16 protein-coding genes are annotated in these 20,428 nt (G+C 72.4%); 8 read left to right on the plus strand and 8 right to left on the minus strand.

Annotation, left to right across the window (positions count from 1 at the left end):
- Positions 1-102 precede the first annotated feature (102 nt).
- From pheS to ACZ6CV_RS33975, 5 genes are all read left to right on the plus strand, one after another.
- On the plus strand, positions 103-1,233 hold the full coding sequence (gene pheS / locus ACZ6CV_RS33955; RefSeq protein ID WP_362371371.1) for a phenylalanine--tRNA ligase subunit alpha: 1,131 nt from the start codon (positions 103-105) through the stop codon (positions 1,231-1,233).
- Positions 1,233-3,779, plus strand: a complete 2,547-nt coding sequence (gene pheT / locus ACZ6CV_RS33960) for a phenylalanine--tRNA ligase subunit beta (RefSeq protein WP_469255309.1) — start codon at positions 1,233-1,235, stop codon at positions 3,777-3,779. The genes pheS and pheT overlap by 1 nt, the downstream gene beginning before the upstream one ends.
- A 267-nt stretch (positions 3,780-4,046) precedes the next feature.
- Entirely contained in the window at positions 4,047-5,117 is a 1,071-nt protein-coding gene (locus ACZ6CV_RS33965; RefSeq protein ID WP_469255311.1) for a PP2C family protein-serine/threonine phosphatase, read from the plus strand.
- Positions 5,118-5,433: 316 nt separating this feature from the next.
- Complete coding sequence (locus tag ACZ6CV_RS33970) at positions 5,434-6,783, plus strand: transcriptional regulator (protein WP_469255313.1); 1,350 nt, start codon at positions 5,434-5,436, stop codon at positions 6,781-6,783.
- Positions 6,784-6,902: 119 nt separating this feature from the next.
- Positions 6,903-7,445 carry an NUDIX hydrolase gene (locus ACZ6CV_RS33975; RefSeq protein ID WP_355810432.1) on the plus strand — a complete coding sequence of 181 codons (543 nt, stop codon included), beginning with the start codon at positions 6,903-6,905 and terminating at the stop codon, positions 7,443-7,445.
- Here the strand turns inward: ACZ6CV_RS33975 and ACZ6CV_RS33980 are convergent, their stop codons facing one another.
- Together ACZ6CV_RS33980 and ACZ6CV_RS33985 are read right to left on the minus strand one after the other, a co-directional pair.
- Positions 7,446-7,703, minus strand: coding sequence for a hypothetical protein (locus tag ACZ6CV_RS33980; RefSeq protein ID WP_469255315.1), 258 nt, complete (start codon positions 7,701-7,703; stop codon positions 7,446-7,448).
- A gap of 228 nt (positions 7,704-7,931) precedes the next feature.
- Entirely contained in the window at positions 7,932-8,792 is an 861-nt protein-coding gene (locus ACZ6CV_RS33985) for a 3-hydroxybutyryl-CoA dehydrogenase (RefSeq protein WP_362371386.1), read from the minus strand.
- 182 nt (positions 8,793-8,974) lie between these two features.
- On the opposite strand from ACZ6CV_RS33985, the gene ACZ6CV_RS33990 reads away from it, so the two are divergent.
- Complete coding sequence (locus tag ACZ6CV_RS33990; RefSeq protein ID WP_469255317.1) at positions 8,975-10,210, plus strand: glycoside hydrolase family 10-like protein; 1,236 nt, start codon at positions 8,975-8,977, stop codon at positions 10,208-10,210.
- 28 nt (positions 10,211-10,238) lie between these two features.
- Here ACZ6CV_RS33990 and ACZ6CV_RS33995 read toward each other — a convergent pair whose 3' ends face one another.
- Both ACZ6CV_RS33995 and ACZ6CV_RS34000 read right to left on the minus strand, forming a co-directional pair.
- Positions 10,239-10,433 (minus strand): DUF1918 domain-containing protein, encoded by a 195-nt coding sequence (locus tag ACZ6CV_RS33995; RefSeq protein ID WP_362371392.1) that lies wholly within the window; start codon positions 10,431-10,433, stop codon positions 10,239-10,241.
- Positions 10,434-10,528: 95 nt separating this feature from the next.
- Positions 10,529-11,494: a DMT family transporter gene (locus ACZ6CV_RS34000; protein WP_469255319.1), complete on the minus strand. Its 966-nt coding sequence runs from the start codon at positions 11,492-11,494 to the stop codon at positions 10,529-10,531.
- Here ACZ6CV_RS34000 and ACZ6CV_RS34005 point away from each other — a divergent pair.
- Positions 11,493-12,935, plus strand: a complete 1,443-nt coding sequence (locus ACZ6CV_RS34005) for an aminotransferase-like domain-containing protein (protein ID WP_469255321.1) — start codon at positions 11,493-11,495, stop codon at positions 12,933-12,935. The two genes, ACZ6CV_RS34000 and ACZ6CV_RS34005, sit on opposite strands and share 2 nt — an antisense overlap.
- A gap of 10 nt (positions 12,936-12,945) precedes the next feature.
- Here the strand turns inward: ACZ6CV_RS34005 and ACZ6CV_RS34010 are convergent, their stop codons facing one another.
- The gene (locus ACZ6CV_RS34010; protein ID WP_359329889.1) at positions 12,946-13,389 is read right to left on the minus strand and encodes an SUKH-3 domain-containing protein; all 444 of its coding nucleotides are present in this window, start codon (positions 13,387-13,389) and stop codon (positions 12,946-12,948) included.
- Positions 13,390-18,009 carry a DUF6531 domain-containing protein gene (locus ACZ6CV_RS34015; RefSeq protein WP_469255323.1) on the minus strand — a complete coding sequence of 1,540 codons (4,620 nt, stop codon included), beginning with the start codon at positions 18,007-18,009 and terminating at the stop codon, positions 13,390-13,392.
- A gap of 139 nt (positions 18,010-18,148) precedes the next feature.
- On the opposite strand from ACZ6CV_RS34015, the gene ACZ6CV_RS34020 reads away from it, so the two are divergent.
- The gene (locus ACZ6CV_RS34020) at positions 18,149-18,607 is read left to right on the plus strand and encodes a GNAT family N-acetyltransferase (protein ID WP_469255325.1); all 459 of its coding nucleotides are present in this window, start codon (positions 18,149-18,151) and stop codon (positions 18,605-18,607) included.
- Here ACZ6CV_RS34020 and ACZ6CV_RS34025 read toward each other — a convergent pair.
- Both ACZ6CV_RS34025 and ACZ6CV_RS34030 read right to left on the minus strand, forming a co-directional pair.
- On the minus strand, positions 18,580-19,041 hold the full coding sequence (locus ACZ6CV_RS34025) for a DUF6314 family protein (RefSeq protein ID WP_469255389.1): 462 nt from the start codon (positions 19,039-19,041) through the stop codon (positions 18,580-18,582). The two genes, ACZ6CV_RS34020 and ACZ6CV_RS34025, sit on opposite strands and share 28 nt — an antisense overlap.
- A gap of 188 nt (positions 19,042-19,229) precedes the next feature.
- Complete coding sequence (locus ACZ6CV_RS34030) at positions 19,230-20,243, minus strand: aldo/keto reductase (RefSeq protein ID WP_469255327.1); 1,014 nt, start codon at positions 20,241-20,243, stop codon at positions 19,230-19,232.
- Between the last annotated feature and the right edge of the window lie 185 nt (positions 20,244-20,428).

Consider the following 20,428-nt stretch of genomic DNA (forward strand, 5'->3'; position numbering starts at 1 on the left):
TAGACTCGGTGGTTGGCACTTTGTGTCCCCACACCTGGGACAGCTTGTCTCCGAGTTGTTGACGGGGACCCATCCGCCAGCCAATCGGAAGCACGGGAAGAGATGTCGGCACCGAACAAGTCGTACGACCCTGTTGAGGTCGAGGCACTGAAACCTGAAGAGATCGAGCGCATGCGGGACGAGGCGCTCGCCGCCTTCGCCGCCGCGGACACGCTCGACGCGCTCCAGGAGGCCAAGGTCGCGCACACCGGCGGCACCTCGCCGCTGGCGCTCGCCAACCGCGAGATCGGCGCGCTGCCCCCGCAGGCCAAGGCCGAGGCGGGCAAGCGCGTGGGCATGGCGCGCGGCGCCGTGAGCAAGGCCCTGGCCGCCCGCCAGACCGAGCTCGAGGCCGAGCGCGACGCCCGCGTCCTGGTCGAGGAGGCGGTGGACGTCACGCTGCCCCACGACCGCACGCCCGCCGGCGCCCGGCACCCGCTGACCACCTTCATGGAGCGCGTCGCGGACGTCTTCGTCGCCATGGGCTACGAGGTCGCCGAGGGCCCCGAGGTCGAGGCGGAGTGGTTCAACTTCGACGCCCTCAACTTCACGCCCGACCACCCGGCCCGGCAGATGCAGGACACCTTCTTCGTCCAGGGCCCGGACGGCGGGACCGGCGACGAGTCCGGTGTCGTGCTGCGCACGCACACCTCGCCCGTGCAGGCCCGCTCGCTCATCGAGCGCCGTGAGCCGCCGGTCTACGTGGTCTGCCCCGGCCGCGTGTACCGCACGGACGAGCTCGACGCCACGCACACCCCGGTCTTCCACCAGATCGAGCTGCTCGCCGTCGACGAGGGCCTGACCATGGCCGACCTCAAGGGCACCCTGGACCACATGGTCCAGTCGCTCTTCGGCCCGGACATGAAGACCCGCCTGCGGCCGAACTTCTTCCCGTTCACCGAGCCGTCCGCCGAGATGGACATGGTCTGCTACGTCTGCCGCGGCGAGTCCGTCGGCAACCCCGACCGCCCCTGCCGCACCTGCGGCAGCGAGGGCTGGATCGAGCTCGGCGGCTGCGGCATGGTCAACCCCAAGGTGCTCACCGCCTGCGGCGTCGACCCCCAGAAGTACAGCGGATTCGCCTTCGGGTTCGGCATCGAACGGATGCTGATGTTCCGCCACAACGTCGAAGACATGCGAGACATGGTCGAGGGTGACATCCGGTTCACCCGGCCGTTCGGGATGGAGATCTGATGCGGGTCCCGCTTTCCTGGCTGCGGGAGTACGTCGACCTCCCCGCCACCGAGACCGGCCGTGACGTGCAGGCCAAGCTGATCGAGGTCGGCCTGGAGGTCGAGACCGTCGAGCAGCTCGGCGCCGGCCTCAAGGGTCCGCTCGTCGTGGGCAAGGTCCTGACCATCGAGGAGCTGGAGGGCTTCAAGAAGCCCATCCGCTTCTGCACCGTCGACGTCGGCACCGCCAACGGCACCGGCGAACCGCAGGAGATCGTCTGCGGCGCCCGGAACTTCGCCGTCGGCGACAAGGTCGTCGTGGTGCTGCCCGGCGCCGTCCTGCCCGGTGACTTCGCCATCGCCGCCCGCAAGACGTACGGCAAGACCTCGCACGGCATGATCTGCTCCGGCGGTGAGCTGGGCATGGGCGACGACGGCAGCGGCGGCATCATCGTCCTGCCGCCCGAGCACGAGGCCGGCACCGACGCCATCGAGCTCCTGGAGCTCGTCGACGAGGTCCTCGACATCGCCGTCACGCCCGACCGGGGCTATGCCCTGTCGATGCGCGGCGTCGCCCGCGAGACCGCCATCGCCTACGGCCTGCCGCTGCGCGACCCGGCCCTGCTCGACGTGCCCGCGCCGAACTCCTTCGGCTACCCGGTCAAGATCGCCGACCCGATCGGCTGCGACCGCTTCACCGCGCGCACCGTCACCGGTCTGCAGCCCGGGGCCCGCTCCCCGATCTGGCTGCAGCGCCGGCTGCAGAAGGTCGGCATGCGCCCGATCTCGCTCGCCGTCGACATCACCAACTACGTGATGATGGAGCTCGGCCAGCCCCTGCACGCGTACGACCGCTCCCGCGTCCAGGGCGCGATCGGCGTGCGCCGGGCCGAGCAGGGCGAGAAGCTCACCACCCTCGACGGCGCCCAGCGTGTCCTGGACGCCGAGGACCTGGTCATCACCGACGACCGCGGCCCCATCGGCCTCGCGGGCGTCATGGGCGGCGCCAACACTGAGATCGCCGACTCCGAGACCCCCGCGTTCGACCCGACGGGGACGGTGGCCGCCGAGGTCCGCGGCACCACCGAGGTGGTGATCGAGGCCGCGCACTTCGACGCGCTCTCCATCGCCCGCACCGCGCGCCGCCACAAGCTGGCCTCCGAGGCGTCCAAGCGCTTCGAGCGCGGCGTCGACCCGCAGGCCGCGGCCGCCGCCGCGCAGCGCACCGTCGACCTGCTGGTGCTCCTCGCGGGCGGCAGCGCCGAGGCCGGCGTCACCGAGGTCATCGCCCCGACCGCGCCGCGCACGATCACCATGCCGGCCGACCACCCGGACAAGGTCGCCGGCGTCGCCTACGGCCGCGAAACCGTCGTACGCCGCCTCCAGCAGGTCGGCTGCGACGTCTACGGCCAGGACGCCCTGACCGTCACCGTGCCGTCCTGGCGCCCCGACCTCGCCGAGCCGAACGACCTCGCCGAAGAGGTCATCCGCCTGGAGGGGTACGAGAACCTCCCCTCGACGCTGCCCAAGCCCCCCGCGGGCCGCGGCCTCACCGAGCGGCAGCGGTTGCACCGCCGGGTCGGCCGCGCGCTGGCCGGCGCCGGTTTCGTCGAGGCGCTCAGCTACCCCTTCCTCGGCGAGGCCGCCTTCGACCAGCTGCAGCTGGCCGAGGACGACCCCGACCGCCGTGTCGTGAAGCTGGCCAACCCGCTCTCCGACGAGGAGCCCGCGCTCCGCACGACGCTGCTGCCCGGACTGCTCGCCGCGCTGCGCCGCAACGACGGCCGCGGCAGCCACGACCTGGCGCTCTTCGAGACCGGCCTGGTCTTCCACCCGCGGGACGAGCTGAAGGTCGCGGTGCGCCTGCCCGTCGACCGGCGTCCCACGGACGAGGAGATCGCGTCCCTGACCGACGCGCTGCCCGTCCAGCCCCGGCACGCCGCCGTCGTCCTCGCGGGCGCCCGCGAGCAGGCCGGCTGGTGGGGCAAGGGCCGCCCGGCGGACTGGGCCGACGCCGTGGAGTCGGCGCGGACCATCGCCCGGGAGGCCGGCGTCGAGCTCATCGTCGACCAGGGCCAGTACGGCCCCTGGCACCCCGGCCGGTGCGCCGAGCTGAAGGTCGTCGTCGACGGCGAGATCGTCACCGTCGGCCACGCGGGCGAGCTGCACCCGCGCGCCGTGAAGGCGTTCGGCGTGCCCGCGCGCACCTGCGCGATGGAGCTCGACCTGGACCTCCTTGAGTCGGCGCGCGACGGGGTCGTCCGGGCGCCGCGCATCTCCACCTTCCCGGTCGCCACCCAGGACGTCGCCCTGGTGGTCGACGCCACGGTGCCCGCCACCGTCCTCGAGTACTACCTGCGCGGCGGCGCGGGCGACCTCCTGGAGTCCATCCGGCTGTTCGACGTCTTCGAGGGCGAGCAGATCGGCGAGGGCAAGAAGTCCCTGGCATACGCGCTGCGCTTCCGCGCGGCCGACCGCACGCTCACGGTCGACGAGGCCTCCGCGGCCCGTGACGCGGCCGTCGCGCGCGCGGCCGAGGCGACGGGCGCGGTGCTGCGCGGAGCGTAGTCACCGCCCGTAGCCGACACCAGGCGCATCAGGGGCGTACAGAGGGGCTTGTCCGGATCACCGGGCAAGCCCCTCACTCGTTCGGGTGACAAGGGGCGTCACCCCCGTCCGATCGGACCACACGGTCGACAGAATCGGTCCGGCCGTAGGAGCCGGCCTGCGCGCTGAACTGGGGGCGACGGCATGATGCGGATCAGGGCGGGGGCGCCCCGCCGGGGCGAGCTCCGGATGCGGGAGCGCGACCGGCGCCCTCGAAGGATCACCCGCATGCTTCCGCGGGTGCTGCGCGGAGTACGGCCGGTCAGGTGCCGGCGGGGCCGACGCGCGGTGTCGCTGGGGCTGCCCACCCTGTGGGGCGCCGTCGCCGTCACGTACAAGCTGGCCTGTCCGCTCGCGCAGCAGGACGGCATGGAGGCGCGGATCGTCAGCAGCGCCGTCTTCTTCGCCGTCGGGACCGGCCTCGTCCTGCACGTCCGGCGCGCGCTGGTCCGGGAGCTGCGGCAGGCCAGGGAGGTCGCGGGCGCCGCGCAGAACGTGCTCCTGCGGCCGCTGCCGCCCTGCGTCGAAGGGCTCGCGCTCGCCGCCGGGCGGCTCTCCGCCTCGCGGGGCGCCTCCGTCGGCGGTGACCTGTACGAGGTGGCGGCCACCGACCACGGGGTCCGGATCGTCATGGGCGACGTGCGCGGGCACGGCCTGCCCGCCATCGGAACCGTCGCCGCCCTCCTCGGCAGCTTCCGCGACGCGGCCCACGACGAGCCCGAACTGCCCCTGGTGTTACGCCGGTTGGAGCGCGCCCTCGACCGGCATCTGCGGGAGCGCGCGCGCACCGAGCACCTCACGGGCGGCGGCACGGCGGCGGATGCCCCGCCCGCCGAGGATTTCGTCACCGTCCTGCTCCTGGAGATCAGCGCCGAGGGCGAGATCGCCGCGCTCAACTGCGGGCACCCCTGGCCGCATCTGCTGAGCGGGCACGCGCGGCCGCTGACGGACGCCGACCCGCTGCCGCCGCTCGGCCTGTTCCCGCTCCCGGCCGAACTGCCCGTACTGCACTGCGGGTTGCTGCTGCCCGGTGAGGCGCTCGTCCTGCACACCGACGGCATGGAGGACGAACGGAACGCCGCGGGCGCCTTCTTCCCGCTGCAGGCCGCCCTCACCGAAGCCGCCGGCGGCCGGACCGTCTCGCCGCAGGCTCTGGTCCGTGCGGTCTACGCCCGACTGACGCGCCACGCGGGCCGGTTGCCGTCCGACGACGCGGCCCTGCTCGTGGTGCGCAACGACCGGGCGAGGGTGTGCGTGCGGTCGGCCGAGTCCGGTCGGCACGCCCGCACCCTGAGCTGAGCCTCTCGTGTACGCGGAACCTCGTACCCGTATGCGGAACCTCGTGTGCGGACCAGGGACCGCGGCATGCGCCGCCCGCCCCGCCATGGAGTTGTCGGGCAGACGGCGGGACGGACGGCGCCCATGAGGGCCGCCGCACTGTAAGAGGGGGAGCCGGCGGCCCGGCCGGCCTCCTTAACTGATGAGGCATCTCAGTCAAGCGATTCCACACCCCATGCGGCAGAGCGCACACCCCCCGGATCCGGGCACTCCGTTCACACCCCGTGTGAAGGGGCCTGGACTACGCTGAACAGCACCGAGCCACCGGAGGGCATCCATGCAGCCCAACACCCTGCTCGACGCGATCCTCGACGAAGCGGGCATCTCCCACGCGGGACTCGCCGCACACGTGAACCAGGCGGGCAAGTCCAGGGGACTCGCGTTGCGGTACGAACACACGGCCGTCTCACGCTGGTTGAAGGGGCAGCGCCCGCGCGGTCAGGTGCCCGACCTGATCTGTGAGGTGCTCGCCGGCCGGCTGCAGCGGCCGGTCACCCTCGACGACATCGGCCTCGGCCTGCCCGGTGTGCCCGCCGCCCGGGTCGGCTCGACGTCCTCCACGCTCTCCGGCTTCGTGGAACGGGCGACGGCCCTGTGGCGCTCCGACGAACAACAGCGCCCGCACCTGCTCGGCGCGCCCGCCGTCACCGGCACGCCCGCCGTGATGCCCGTCTGGGAGTGGGAGAACCCGCCCGAGGACGTCGACGTCTCGCGCGGCGGCCGCCACCCGGTCAGCACGGCCGACATCGAGATGATGCGCGCCGCCCGCGCCCACTACGAGCAGATGTATCGCAAGACCGGCGGCATCGCGACCCGCACCCGCATCGTCGGCTTCCTCAACGCCGAGGCCGCGCCGCTGCTGCGCGGCAGCTACACCGACGAGATGGGCCGCCAACTGCACCGCTCCACCGGCGGGTTGGTGGCCATAGCCGGGATCTGTGCCTACGACTCCGACGCGCACGGCCTCGCCCAGCGCTACTTCCACCAGGCGCTGCGCCTCGCGAAGGCCAGCGGCGACATGGGGCTCGGCGCGTATGTGATCGCGCTGCTCGTCAACCAGTCCCTGTTCATGCGCGAGTACCGCCAGGCGGTGGCGTTCGCGGAGGCCGCGCTGCGGGCCGCGGGGCGCGACCTCACCCCGGCGCTCGCCTCCGACCTCTACGCGATGCAGGCCAAGGCGTACGCGCACCTGGGCGACGGCAGGAGCGCGCTGTCCTGCATCCGGCGTGCGGAGGTCGCGGCCGACCGGATCCTGCGCGGCCGCGAGCCGGACGAGACGGGCTATGTCCAGCCCGGCCTCGTCAACGTGCAAGTGGCGGAGGCACTGTTGAGCCTCGGTGACCTGGCCAGCGCCCACGAACACGCCGCGGCCGCCGTGGGCACTCCGGCGCACGACCGGGGCCGGGTGCACCGGCTCGCCATGCTCAGCCAGATCGAACTGCGGCAGGGCAACACCGACGAGGCGGTGGCCACGGCGGTGGAGATGGCGGAACAGGCCAGGGGAATGGAGTCGCAGCGGCTGCGCGACCGGTTGCGCGCGGTCCGCGAACATCTGGTGCGCAGCGACTGCGCGGGCACGGCCGAGGCCGCCGAACTGATCGACGGGGCGCTGCGCGTACCGCTGTGACGACCGGGCGCAGCCGTTCCGCCGGGCAGGCGTACGCACCGCTCCGCGCCGCACACACTCTGCTCTGACGTTCCCTCTGCTGCGATATTGCCATCTACTCGGCGGAAGGTGGCAGAACCGTGCAGTGGACGAAACAGAGCGAACAAACTGTGTATGGAAACCGGTGGTTCACGGTCAATCTCGCAGACGTCGAACTACCCGACGGCCAACATCTCGATCACTTCCTGATACGGCTGCGGCCCGTGGCCGTGGCCACCGTCGTCAACGAGGCCAACGAAGTGCTGCTGCTGTGGCGGCACCGCTTCATCACCGACAGCTGGGGCTGGGAGCTCGCGGCCGGTGTCGTCGAGGACGGCGAGGACATCGCGTACGCGGCGGCACGCGAGATGGAGGAGGAGACCGGCTGGCGGCCGGGACCGCTGCGGCACCTGATGAGCGTCGAACCGTCCAACGGACTCACCGACGCCCGGCACCACATCTACTGGTCCGACGAAGGGACATACATCGGCCATCCCGAAGACGACTTCGAGTCGGACCGCCGCGAGTGGGTCCCGCTCAAGCTGGTCCCCGACATGGTGGCCCGCGGAGAGGTCCCGGCCGCCAATATGGCGGCCGCTCTCCTCCTCCTGCACCATCTGCGCCTCGGCCAGGACGCGCGCTAGCTAACGGCCGATGGCCTGCCAGACCGCCACGGCGATCGACGCGACCGCCGCGAGAGCGACGATCGTGGGCAGCGGCCAGCGTGTGTGCTCCAGTGCGGCGACCCGGGCCTCCATGGTCTCCACGTTCTTGGACGTCTGCTCGTCGTGTTGGGAGAGCAACGCCAGCCGTCCGTCGACGCGGGCGAGGCCCACGTCCAGCCTACGGCGTAACTCCGCGAGTTCTTCCGGGACCACGGCACTCTCGCCGTCGGTGGTCACGAGTCCACTCCTCTCTGTAGTGGCGCGTCCCCCCTTCATCCGCACGGGCAGTCAACTCGCGTGGTGACCAGGGCGGGAGAGTGTGCGATGGGCATATGCGAGCCCCCTGCGCACACGGTGTGTGAACGCCGCGGGCCCGGCACTCGCAGAGTGCCGGGCCCGTCGTGCACGGAGCGTGTCCGTGCGGGGAGTGAATCCGTCAGGCGTACGGGGAGAAACTCGAAACCGTCAGGCGTACGTGTAGAAGCCGGAGCCGGTCTTCCGGCCGAGGCGGCCGGCGTCCACCATCCGCTGCAGCAGCGGGGGAGCGGCGTACAGCGGCTCCTTGTACTCCGTGTACATGGAGTCGGCGACCGAGGCGACCGTGTCCAGGCCGATCAGGTCGGAGAGCTTCAGCGGGCCCATCGGGTGGGCGCAGCCCATCTCCATGCCGTTGTCGATGTCCTCGCGGCTCGCGATGCCCGACTCGAACATCCGGATCGCGGAGAGCAGATACGGGATGAGCAGCGCGTTGACCACGAAGCCCGAGCGGTCCTGGGCGCGGATCGCGTGCTTGCCGAGGATCTTCTCGACCACGGCCTGGGCCCGGCTGATGGTGCCCTCGGACGTGGTCAGCGCCGGGATCAGCTCGACGAGCTGCTGCACCGGCGCCGGGTTGAAGAAGTGGATGCCGATGACCTGGTCCGGACGCGAGGTCGCGACGGCCAGCTTCACCAGCGGGATGGAGGAGGTGTTGGAGGCGAGGATCGCGTCCTGCCGGGTCACCACCTGGTCGAGCACCTGGAAGATCTCGGTCTTGACCTGCTCGTTTTCCACCACGGCCTCGATGACCAGGTCACGGTCGGCGAACTCGCCGAGGTCGGTGGTGAAGCTGAGGCGCTCGAGCGTCGCGTCGCGCTCCTCCTCGGAGATCTTGCCGCGCTCGGCCGCCTTGGAGAGCGAGTTGTACAGCCGCGTGCGGCCGATCTCCAGGGCCTCGCCGGTGGTCTCCGCGACCTTCACATCCAGTCCGGAGCGGGCGCAGACCTCTGCGATTCCGGCGCCCATCTGGCCACAGCCCACCACTCCGACGCGTGCGATATCGGTCATGGAGTCGGTCACCTCGTGCCTTTCGCTGATCAACGGGGCCGGCAGGTCCCCCGTATGGATGCGGTGCCTGCCTCGGCCGTGAACGTTACTCCGCAATGAAGGGTCCCCGGGGGGCCGGGTCGGGCATGCTGTCCGCAACCGGCCGGGCGTGCCGGAGGACAACGAGCTCAGGGGGCACGCAGATGAGGCGTATGTCACGTCGGAGTTTCTCGGTGGTGGCGGCCGCGGCGGTCGCGGGCCTCGCGACGGCGGGGGACGCGGCCGCGTCCCCCGGCAGGCACCGGAAGAAGGACCGCGAGCTGCGCGCGATGTGGCTGGCGAGCGTGGTCAACCGCGACTGGCCGTCCAAGCCGGGGCTCACGGCGGAGCAGCAGCGCGCCGAGCTGCTCGGCCACCTGGACACGGCCGTGCGGCGCAGACTCAACGCGGTGGTCTTCCAGGTGCGGCCGACCGCGGACGCGCTGTGGCCCTCGCCGTACGAGCCGTGGTCGGAGTACCTCACCGGCGTCCAGGGCCAGGACCCGGGCTGGGACCCGCTGGGCACCGCCGTGCGCGAGGCGCACCGCAGGGGCCTGGAGCTGCACGCGTGGTTCAACCCCTTCCGGGTCGCCAACCACACCGACCCGTCACGGCTCGTGGCCACGCACCCCGCGCGCGTCCACCCGGACTGGGTGCTGCCGTACGGCGGGAAGCTCTACTACAACCCGGGCCTGCCCGCGGTGCGGCGCTTCGTGCAGGACGCGATGCTCGACGCGGTGCGCCGCTATCCGATCGACGCGGTGCACTGGGACGACTACTTCTACCCGTACCCGGTCGCGGGCCAGGTCTTCGACGACGACGCCGCCTTCGAGCAGTACGGCGGCGGCTTCCCGGACCGGGCCTCCTGGCGGCGCGACAACATCGACCGGCTGGTGCGCGAGATGTCCGTCCGGGTGAAGAAGGCGAGGGCGCGCACCCAGTTCGGTGTCAGCCCCTTCGCGGTCTGGCGCAACATCGCGACCGATCCGACCGGTTCGGACACCCGGGCCGGGGTGCAGACCTACGACGACCTGTACGCGGACACGCGCGGCTGGGTCAAGAAGGGCTGGCTCGACTACATCGTCCCGCAGGTCTACTGGAACATCGGGTTCGCCGCCGCGGACTACGCCAAGCTGATCCCGTGGTGGAGCGACGTCGTGCGCGGCACGGGCGTGAAGCTGTACATCGGCGAGGCCCTCTACAAGGCGGGCGACCCGGCCCAGCCCGCGGCCTGGCAGGACCCGGCGGAGCTCTCCCGCCACCTCACGTTCGCCGAGGACTACCGCGAGGTGCGCGGGCACGTCTACTTCTCGGCGAAGGAGGTCGGCGTCGACAAGATCGGCGCGATGGCCCGGGTGGTCGCCGACCACTACCAGGACCCGGCGAAGCCGCCGCGCTGATCCCGCTCGCTCCGTGTGATCCCGCTCGCTACGGGGCCGGGTCCTGGTGCCGTACGACGGTGTCGGGGCCCGGCGACAGCAGCGTCTCGTGGCCGTCCTCGAAGCGGACGCGGTACGGCGGTCCGCCGTCCGCGCCGAGGACCTCGACGACCTGGGCGACGCGGTCGTGCTGCCCGACGATCCTGCCGTGCAGCACCAGGTCGTCGCCTACCGTTGCACGCATCTGGAGTGCCCCCTCGTCCGCTCTGCGGTCGCGATCCGTGGCGGCAAGTGTACGACGGGTGGCGGGAGTTGAGGCCCTGTCGGGCGGGTGCGGGGTCAGTCCCGGGCGCGCTGGGTGACCGCGATGCACACGAGGACGGCGGCCGCCGTGAGCGGGGCGGCGACGGTGAGGTGCTCGCCGAGCAGGAACACCGACCAGACCAGGGTCAGCAGCGGCTGGGCGAGCTGCAGCTGGCTGGCCCGCGGGACGCCGATCTCCGCCATGCCGCGGTACCAGACGACGAGCCCGAGGAACTGCGAGCCGATCGCGGCGTACAGCAGTCCGGCGACGCTGTGCCCGGTGAGGTGGAACGACTCGTGTGGCAGGGCGACGAGCGCGCCCACGGCGTTGAGCGGCAGACACAGGACGAGGGCCCAGCCGATCACCTGCCAGCCCGGCATCTCGCGGGCGAGCCGGCCGCCCTCGGTGTAGCCGGCCGCGCAGATCAGCAGCGCGCCGAAGAGGTAGAGGTCGGCGGTGGTCAGGGCGCCGCCGCTCTGCTGGACGGTGAAGGCGATCACCGCGGCGGCCCCGGCGAGCGCCGCCGCCCAGAACGTGCGCGAGGGCCGCTCCCCGGTGCGCAGCACCGAGAAGACGGCGGTGGTCAGCGGGAGCAGGCCGACGACCACGGCGGCGTGCGCGGTGGTCGAGGTCTGCAGGGCGAGCGTGGTGAGCAGCGGGAACCCGACGACCACGCCGGCGCCCACCACCGCGAGCCCCGCCCAGTGCCGGCGGTGCGGGACCGCGACGCGCAGGGCGAGCAGGCAGCCGCCGGCGACGAGCGCGGCGAGCGCGCCGCGCAGCGTCACGAAGCTCCAGGGGCCGATGCCTTCGAGGCCCCAGGCGGTGGAGGGAAAGGTGAGCGAGAACGCGGTGACACCGAGGGCGGCCAGCACGGTGCCGGCGCGGCGGGAGGCGGGGGCCTGCGGGGCGGGGTGCGACGTCGCGCCCGCGGTCGGCGCCTCGTCGGGGGCGGTGACCGCTATCCGGCTGGGGCGAGTAGCGCTATCCTGTGCTGTCATGCATGACAGTAGCAGTGTGGGTGAACTGGTGAAAAGGTTGCGGGGAGAGCTCGACCGCTACTCTCCAGGTGGAAAGCTGCCGTCGAGCCGGGCGCTGGTGGAACGGTTCCGGGTGAGCCCGGTGACCGTGTCCCGCGCCCTGGCGCAGCTCGCCGCCGAGGGCCTCGTCGTCACCCGGCCCGGCGCGGGCGTCTTCCGCGCCGAGGCACCGGCGCCCGCCGCCCCCGTCGGGGACACCTCGTGGCAGGAGGTGACGCTGAGCGCCGACGCCGCCGCGGAGCTGGTGCCGCGCTCGGTCGACGCGTCCGGGGTCCTTGCGACGCTCGCCGCCCCGCCGCCGGGCGTCATCGAGTTCAACGGCGGCTATCTCGACCCCGCGCTGCAGCCCGGGCAGGCGATGGCGGCGGCCCTGGCCCGCGCGGGGCGGCGGCCCGGCGCGTGGGGGCGGCCGCCCGTCGACGGCCTGCCCGAGCTGCGCGAGTGGTTCGCGCGGGGGATCGGCGGGGCGGTCTCGGCCGCCGAGGTGCTGATCACGGCGGGCGGCCAGAGCGCGCTGACGACGGCGCTGCGGGCCCTCGCGCCGCCCGGGGCGCCGGTCCTCGTGGAGTCCCCGACGTATCCGGGCATGCTGGCGATCGCGCGGGCGGCGGGGCTGCGGCCGGTGCCGGTGCCGGTCGACACCGACGGGGTGCGCCCGCAGCTCCTGGCGGCCGCCTTCGAGGCGACGGGCGCCCGGGTCTTCGTCTGCCAGCCGCTCTTCCAGAACCCGACCGGCGCGGTGCTCTCCGCCGAGCGGCGCCCGGAGGTCCTGCGGATCGCCCGTGCGGCGGGGGCCTTCGTGATCGAGGACGACTTCGTGCGCCGCCTCGTCCACGAGGACGCCGGGCCGTTGCCGCGCCCGCTCTCCTCCGACGACCGGGACGGCGTCGTCGTCCACGTCTGCTCGCTCACCAAGGCCACCTCGCCGAGCTTCCGCGTCAGCGCGCTCGCGGCCCGCGGCCCGGTCCTGGAACGGCTGCGCGCCATCCAGGTCGTCGACCACTTCTTCGTGCCGCGCCCCCTCCAGGAGGCGGCACTCGAACTCGTCGGCTCACCGGCCTGGCCGCGCCATCTGCGGGCGGTCTCGGGCGAGTTGAAGGAGCGCAGGGACGCCATGTCGGCGGCGCTGCGGCTGCGGCTGCCCGAGCTGACGGTGGAGCACATCCCGGCGGGCGGCTACCACCTGTGGGTACGGCTGCCCGACGGCGCCGACGAGTCCGCGTTCGCCTCGGCGGCGCTGCGGGCGGGCGTGGCCGTGGCGCCGGGCCGCCCCTACTTCGCGGCCGAACCCCCCGCCGCCCACGTCCGCCTGAGCTTCGCCGCGGTCCCCGGCGTCGGGGAGATCACCGAGGGGGTACGCAGACTGCGGGTGGCCTGCGACGAGGCGCTGCGCACCCACTGACCGTCCGCGTTCACCGGATCCCCTCGATGAGTTTCTCCAGCGCCTCGTCGGCGGTGCGGGCGAGCAGCGTGACGCTGTCCATGCCGATGTACACCTGGCCGTCCGGCGCGACTCCCAGATAGCTGTTGCGCCGGTCGGCCTCGCCGACGGGGTACAGATACGCCCCCGCTTCCTCGCTGAGCACGTCGAAGATCTCGTCGTCCCACTCGGCCGCGAGGGGGTCGAGCCGGAAGCCCATGCGCGCCATCGTCCGCCCCGGGCCCCGCTCCTCGCTCGCCAGGCCGCCGAACTCGGCGAGGAAGAGCCGCGCCGCCTCATGCATCCGGAACCCGCCGCGCTCCTCCAGGGCCCGCTCCCACTCGCCCGTCGGCACGGCCCGCCCGGGACACCACCCGGCCGCCCGCAACGCGCGCTCCGTCTCCTCGGACCAACGCCCGCAGGGTTCTTCACTCATCTAGGTCACCGCCGTGATTCCGAATTGGTCCAGCACATGCTGACATGACGAACAGGGCGCCTTGGGCACACCGTGCTTGGGGTTCCCCGCCGCGCGAACGTCCACCGCGGCGCTCACCCCACCCCTCGGGTCGTGCCCGGCGTGCATGGCGTTCGACAGGGCCTCCGCCTCGCCGCACCGGCCGTGCTGGCTGCCCGCCGGGCGCAGCTCCATCGGCACCCTGTCGTAGGCGGCCCGCACGTCCGGGTGCAGGTTGTGGTCGCCGCCGCCCTTGATGCTGGCGCCGCTGAAGGTCCCCTGGTGTCCCGGTACGGTGAGTCCCGCCGCGCTCGTCGGCCGCGTCTGCTTGCTGGCGCCGGGCCTGGCCTGTTCGAGGTCGGCCCGGTCGCGGGCGGCCTGCAGGGCGCGCTCGCAGTCCGGCGCGAGCCCCAGCGGGTCCACCCCGGTGAACGGGTTCGACGCGTACGCGCGCGGGTTGGGGCCGGGGGCGAGGTCGAGCGGGTCCAGGGATACGTACCGGCCCGTCTCCGGGTCGTAGTGACGCTGGTAGTTGTAGTGCAGCGCCGATTCGGGGTCGTAGTACTGGCCGGGAAGCCGGAGCGGGCAGTGGGCGCGGTCGTCGGACGTCTCCTCGTCCAGCGGGGCGCCCCAGACCGTGGTCCGCGCGTGCCATGCCAGAGCGCCGTCCTCGTCGTACAGCTCCGCGGGCGCACCGACCACGTCGGTGACGATCGAGTAGAACTCCTCGTCGACCCACTCCTGCTCCGCGTCACGGCCCTCCCGTGGCGCGGCGACGCGCTCCGTCTGCGTGACCGGGCTGAAGCGGTCCCTCTCCCAGTCCCACGTCGTGCACCGGAGCGGTTCGTCGCCGGACCGCTTGATCTGCTCCGCGAGCACGAAGCCGTCCCAGGCGAACCGCACCTCCTCCACCACGGTCCGGCCGTCGGCCGCGAGCCGCCGCTTCGCGATGCGGCGGCCGAACGGGTCGTACTGGTACGCCCATCTCTCCCCGTCCGGCGTGACCACCGCGACCAGGCGGTCCCGACTGTCCCATGTGTAGCGCCAGACGTCGGCCTTGCGCGAGAGACGCTTCTTGCGCCGGCGCACCACACGGCCCTGGGCGTCGAAGTCGTACCGCACACCGCCGGGCCGTCCGCCCGGGTCGCCGAGCGCGCTCCGGGACGGCGTGGACGACGCGGGCGCCGTCGCCGCCGGCCACTCGGCCGACACGACGTTCCCGGCCGCGTCGTACGCATACCGTTCCGACCAGGTGTCCGCCCGTACGCCGGTGACCCGGCCGGTGCCGTCGACGTCCACGGTCCGGTCCCCGTTGACCAGGTCGTGGATCGCCCGGACCGTGCCGTCCGGTCGGTAGCGGTACGTGCGCTCCTGCACCCGCCGCCGTGCGGGCGCCGTCGGCGCGAGGCCGGCGGTCACCGTCTGGGAGCTCAGCCTGCCGTTGGAGTCCCAGCTCTGGCTGAGCACCGTCCTCCCGGCCCGGCGTTCGGTCTCGCGTCCCGCCTCGTCGTAGCCGAAGGTGACCGCCCGGCCCGCCGTACGGAGCAGGACGGGCCGGTCGCGGCCGTCGTACTCCCAGTGGCTCTCCGCGTTCGACGGCGTCACCCGGCGGATGCGCCTGCCCAGCTCGTCGTAGGCCGAGCGCACGGTCGCGCCGTCGCACGTCTCGGCGAGGACCCGGCCGAGGGCGTCGCGTTCGTACGAGACCTCCGTGCCGTCGCCGCGTACGACACGGAGGTTGCCCACCGGGTCGTACTCGTAGCTGGTGACGCCCTCGGGAGCCCGCTGTTCCAGGATCTTGCCGAGCAGGTCACGGACGTACTCGGTGGTTTCGCCCGCACCGTTCGTCTGCCCGACGAGTTGTCCGACGGCGTCGTGGCGGTAACTCCGCGTGCGCCCCTCGAAGTCCTGCTCGTGGGTGAGCCGACCGGCCGCGTCGTAGAAGTAGCTCCAGGTGGCGCCGAGTTGGTTCGTCACCGAGGTGACCCGCAGTTCGCCGTCGTAGGCGAAGCGCAGGCAGGACCCGTCCGGGTCGGTCCGCTTCTCCAGCAGATCGAACGCGCCGTACTCGAAGCGCGTCACGCGGCCGAGGGGGTCCACGTGCTCGACGAGGTTGCCCTCGCCGTCGTGGCTCCAGCGTTCCGTGCTGCCGTCGGGCAGGGTGCGGCGGCACGGTCTGCCCTCGGGCGTCCAGGCGAAGGTGGTGCGGGAGCCGTCAGGACCCGTCTGCGCGACGAGCCTGCCGAAGGCGTCCCGTTGATACCGCGTCGTCGCGCCCTCGGCATCGGTCGTCGCGACGGGCAGGCCTGCCGCGTCGGTCTCCACCAGGGTGGCGCGGCCCGAGGCGTCGGTGATCGTGGCGATGCCGCCGGTCTCGCCGTACCCGTAGGAGATGCGGGCGCCGGTCGGGTCGGTCTCCGCCGTGAGACGGCCCGCGGAGTCGTACTCCGTGCGCCAGACGGCACCGTCCGGCTCGGTGAGCGTCGCCGGCCTGCCGTGCTCGTCGAGCTCCGCGACGCTCTGCAGGCCGTCGGGGCGCACGACATGTGTCGGAACGCCGTTCTCGTCGTAGCGGTAACGCGTCGTGCGACCGAGCGCGTCCGTGCGGGAGAGCAACCGGTCGTACCGGTCCCATTCCGAGTGCGTGGTGTGCCCGAGCGGGTCCGTCACGGACACGAGCTGACGCAGCTCGTTGTGCCGGTAGACGGTCGTGCGGCCGAGCGAGTCGGTGTAGCGGGTCTCGCGGTGCTCGGTGTCGTACGCGACGGTGCAGGAAAGGCGGCCGTCGGTGCCCTCACCCTGGACGCAGCGGTCCTGGTCGTCGTACGTGAAGCGGTACCGGCCGCCGTTGCGGTCGGTCCAGGACGTGATGCGGTCGCGGGCGTCGTACGTGAGCCTCAGGGGCGAGCCGCTGGAGTTGCGGACCTCGGTGAGGTTGCGCCGGCTGTCGTCGCTGTAGCCGTAGGACAGCAGGGTGGCGCCCTCGGGTCCCGCCGACTCGTCGGCCAGACGAAGGCGGGTGACGCGGTCTTTGTCCGTGTCGACGTGGAGGTGGCGCCCGGCGGAATCCCGTACGGCCGTCGGAGTCCCGTAGGCGTCGCGGTCGAAGTCGACGCGCCGGCCCGTGAGGTCCGATATCGCTGCCAGGGGCATCACGAAGGCGGTGTCGTCCGGGCCGGGAGCGCCCAGCGGAGCGAAGTGCCGGACCGTGCCCGTCTGCGGATCGGAGATGCGGATGGGGGCACCCGGGGAGCCGTCCCAGTCCAAGGGCCACCGCGGCCCTTCCAGGGGCATGACCGAGGCGCCGGGACGAGGCACCGGGTAGAGGAGGATCATGCCGTCCTCGGAGGCGAACGCGATGCCCTGGTCGTCCAGTTCGAGCCTCTCGTCGAGGGTCGAGGACCAGGAGGGACCGAACCACCGGCCCCATCCGTACGTCGACAGGTGGGTGCGCCGAAGGACCAGGGGCAGCAACCCCGGGAGCTCTACGTCGGTCTCCTCCATGAGCATCTCGCCCGAGACCATGTCGATGGGGTCGCCGTTCTTGCACCGTGAGGCGGCCTTCTTCCCCGCACCCGCCGCGTCATCGGCACCCTTGCGCAGCCCGCCCTTGCCCAGGCCCTTGGCCATCGCCTTGAGGCCGCCCTTGACGCCCTTGGCGAGTCTGGCGGCGGTGGTGATGCCTTTGCCGCCGGGGATGCAGTCCATGGCGGCGAAGGCCACGTCCATCAGCGTGGCTTGGCCTTTGGCGTATTTGCTCAGGGTGTCGGCCAGGACGATCGCCCCGGCGACGATGACGATGGCGGCGAGGATCGGGCCGCCGATGATCATCGCGATGACGCCGACGACGGCGACGACAACCTTGCAGACGGCGACGATGGTGTCCCAGTTGTCGGTGACCCAGTCGCCGACCTCCTCCCACCAGTGCCGGTTGCGGATGCCCGCGTCGGAGGCCTCGTCGATCTTGTTCTTCGCCGTGCCCGCGGCCTCCTCGCGCATCTTGCGCGCGTCCTCGGCCATCTTCTTCGCGGCGTCCAGCGCGCTTTTGGCGGAGTCGACGTCACCCTGGGCGGACTTCTGGGCCTTCTCCGCGGAGGTGGCGTTGCGGGTGGCGGCGCGGACCTTGTCCTCGTCCGGCTTGGGCACGTCCTTGCCGCCGGGTTTGTCCTTGTACTTGTCGGCTTCCTTGCCGGCCCGCTCCATCCAGGAATCGGCCGAGGAGAGACGGGACTTGGCGGAGGACAGGTCGGCCTGGGCCTCGCGGCCTTTGGCCAGCGCCTTGTCGGCCAGGGACTGGGCGCGTTCCAGTTCGGGCCAGTACGCGGCGAGCGCGTCGCCCGCCATCTCGTAGCTCTTCTTGAGCTTCTTCAGCTTGTCCGGGGCGTCCTCGAACTTCTCCGTGAACGCGTCGGCCGTCTTGCCGGCCCACTTGAGGATCGCGTCCTCGCCCGCCATCCCCTTGATGTCCCGCAGCACCCTGCCGACATCGTCGGCGAAATCGTGCAGGTTCTTCGCGAGTGACCGAACCCGGTGCGGATCCCCCGGCGTCGGGTCCTTCTCAAGTTCAAGGACATGCCAATCCGATGGCCGGTGGCCCCCCATGTGCTTCCCCCCGATACTCACTTCACATCCGTGTGCGGAAGCGAATGTACTAGGTCGCGCTCCTCAAGCCCCCTCACCGGCCGTCCCATCAGGTGAAAAGGGCTCGCCCACACCGTCCCGCGCTGCGAGGCTGGCCGTCATGAGCGAAAGCACCACGCCCCCTGCAGGCTTCGAGATATCCGCCGACGTCACCCGCATCGACGCCGCCCGCGTTCACCGCTGGCTCTCCACCGACACGTACTGGGCCCTCGGGCGCTCCCGTGAGAAGCAGGACGCGGCGATGGCCGGGTCGCTCAACTTCGGGATGTACGACGGGACTTCGGGGGAGCAGGTCGCGTACGCGCGGGTGGTGACCGACCGGGCCACGTTCGCCTGGCTCTGCGACGTGTACGTGTCCCCGGGCGTACGGGGCAAGGGGCTCGGCGTCGCGCTCGTCGGTGCGGTCTGCGCGCACTTGGAGCCGTTCGGGCTGCGCAGGACGCTGCTCGCCACGGGTGACGCGCACGGCGTCTACGAGAAGGTCGGCTTCACCTCCCTCGCGGCTCCGGAGCACTGGATGGTGCGCGACCATCAGGAGGGGGCGGTCGGAGGTGGGTGAGGGGTCGCGCGGCGGTACTCCGTGATCAGCAGCAGGTCCTTCGCGGGGCCGCCGACCCGCCACCGGGTGCGCCAGTGGCCCGCGTCGACCACCTCGAACTCGCCACGGTAGAGGTCGGCCACACAGGGGTGGTCCATCGCCCAGTGGCCCGTGCGCAGGTCGAGGTCGTGGAAGAAGCGCCCGTCGGCGAACTCCACGCACGCGGTGCCCGCCACCTCGCCGGGCAGGAAGCGCAGGGTGCGCTCGGCGGGGCGGGCGACACCGCGCCAGGTGAAGGTGCCCGACTCGTGGTGGAGCAGCCCGTCCTCGTCCGGCGCGGGCAGCGGCGAGAAGAGCGTCGTACCGCTGAAGCGGCCCGCGGACCCGTCCGCGAGGTCGCGGACGGTCCGCTCCACCCGCCAGGCACCGCGCAGGTGGGCCAGCACGTCCGGCACGGGATGGTGCGGCGAAGGCGAAGGGGGCGGCGGAGGGGGCGGCGAAGGCGCCGCGGGCTGCGGGCCGGGGCGTATGGCCGCCGAGGGGCCCTGCCGGTCCGCGCCGCCCTCCGGCCGGCCCCCGTGCGCGGCGGCCGCGCGCTCCTCGGGAAAGGACATGCCCGCAGGTTACGCGGTCGCCCGCGCCGCTAGCCGTCCACCACCGCCATGCTGTGCTCGTCGTACCGCGTGCCCGCCACCTGACCGGCGGGCGCGGCCGCGTCGATGGCGGCGAGCTCGTCGGCGGACAGCTCGATCGCGACGGCCGCGACGTTCTCGGTCAGGTACTTCTCGCGGCGCGTGCCCGGGATCGGCACCACGTCGTCGCCGCGGTGCTGCACCCAGGCGAGCGCCAGCTGCCCGGCCGTGACGCCCTTCTCGGCGGCGAGCGCGTCCAGGGTCTCCACGATGGACAGGTTCTGCTCCAGGTTGCCGTCGGCGAACCGGGGCTGGGTGCGGCGCACGTCGTCCTTCTGGAGCCCGTCGAGCGAGGTGAAGCGGCCGGTGAGGAAGCCGCGTCCGAGCGGCGAGAACGGCACCAGGCCGATGCCCAGCTCACGGCAGACCGGCAGGATCTCCGCCTCCAGGTCCCGGGTCCACAGCGACCACTCGCTCTGCAACGCCGCGACGGGGTGCACGGCGTGCGCCCGCCGGATCGTGTCCGCGCCGGCCTCGGAGAGCCCGATGTGGCGGACCTTGCCGGCCTCGACCAGCTCGGCCAGCGCGCCGACGGTCTCCTCGATCGGTACGGTCCGGTCCACCCGGTGCTGGTAGTAGAGGTCGATGTGGTCGACGCCCAGGCGGCGTAGCGACGCGTCGCAGGCCTCCCGTACGTAGGCCGCGTCGCCCCTGATGTGGATGGGGTCGCCGAGCTGGTTGGCGAAGCCGAACTTCGTCGCCACGACGGCCTGTTCGCGCCGGGAACCGGCGAGGGCCCGGCCTATCAGCTCTTCGTTGTGGCCGCTTCCGTAGAAGTCGGAGGTGTCGAGCAGGGTGACGCCGAGGTCGAGCGCGCGGTGGATCGTCGCGATCGACTGCGCGTCGTCCGACGTGCCGTAGCCGTGGCTCATCCCCATGCAGCCGAGACCCTGGGCGGAGACGGTCAGCGCGCCGAGGCGGCGGGTGGGAAGGCCGGTGGGAGTGCCGGTGGGAAGGCTGGTCATGGCGGTACCTCCTGAGGGGTGGTGCGCGTGCTGATGCCGGGACGGGGGTGCTGTCCCTGTGATCGAGATCGACGCTAGGAGTTGGAGAGCACTCCAACGCAAGGCGTCGATCCTCGGTCGATCCTCGGGAGAACCGGAGGGTGGGTGCGGGGGGTGACCCCAGGCCGGTTCGGCCCGGTAGCACG

The sequence above is a fragment of the Streptomyces sp. NPDC041713 genome (assembly GCF_055591085.1).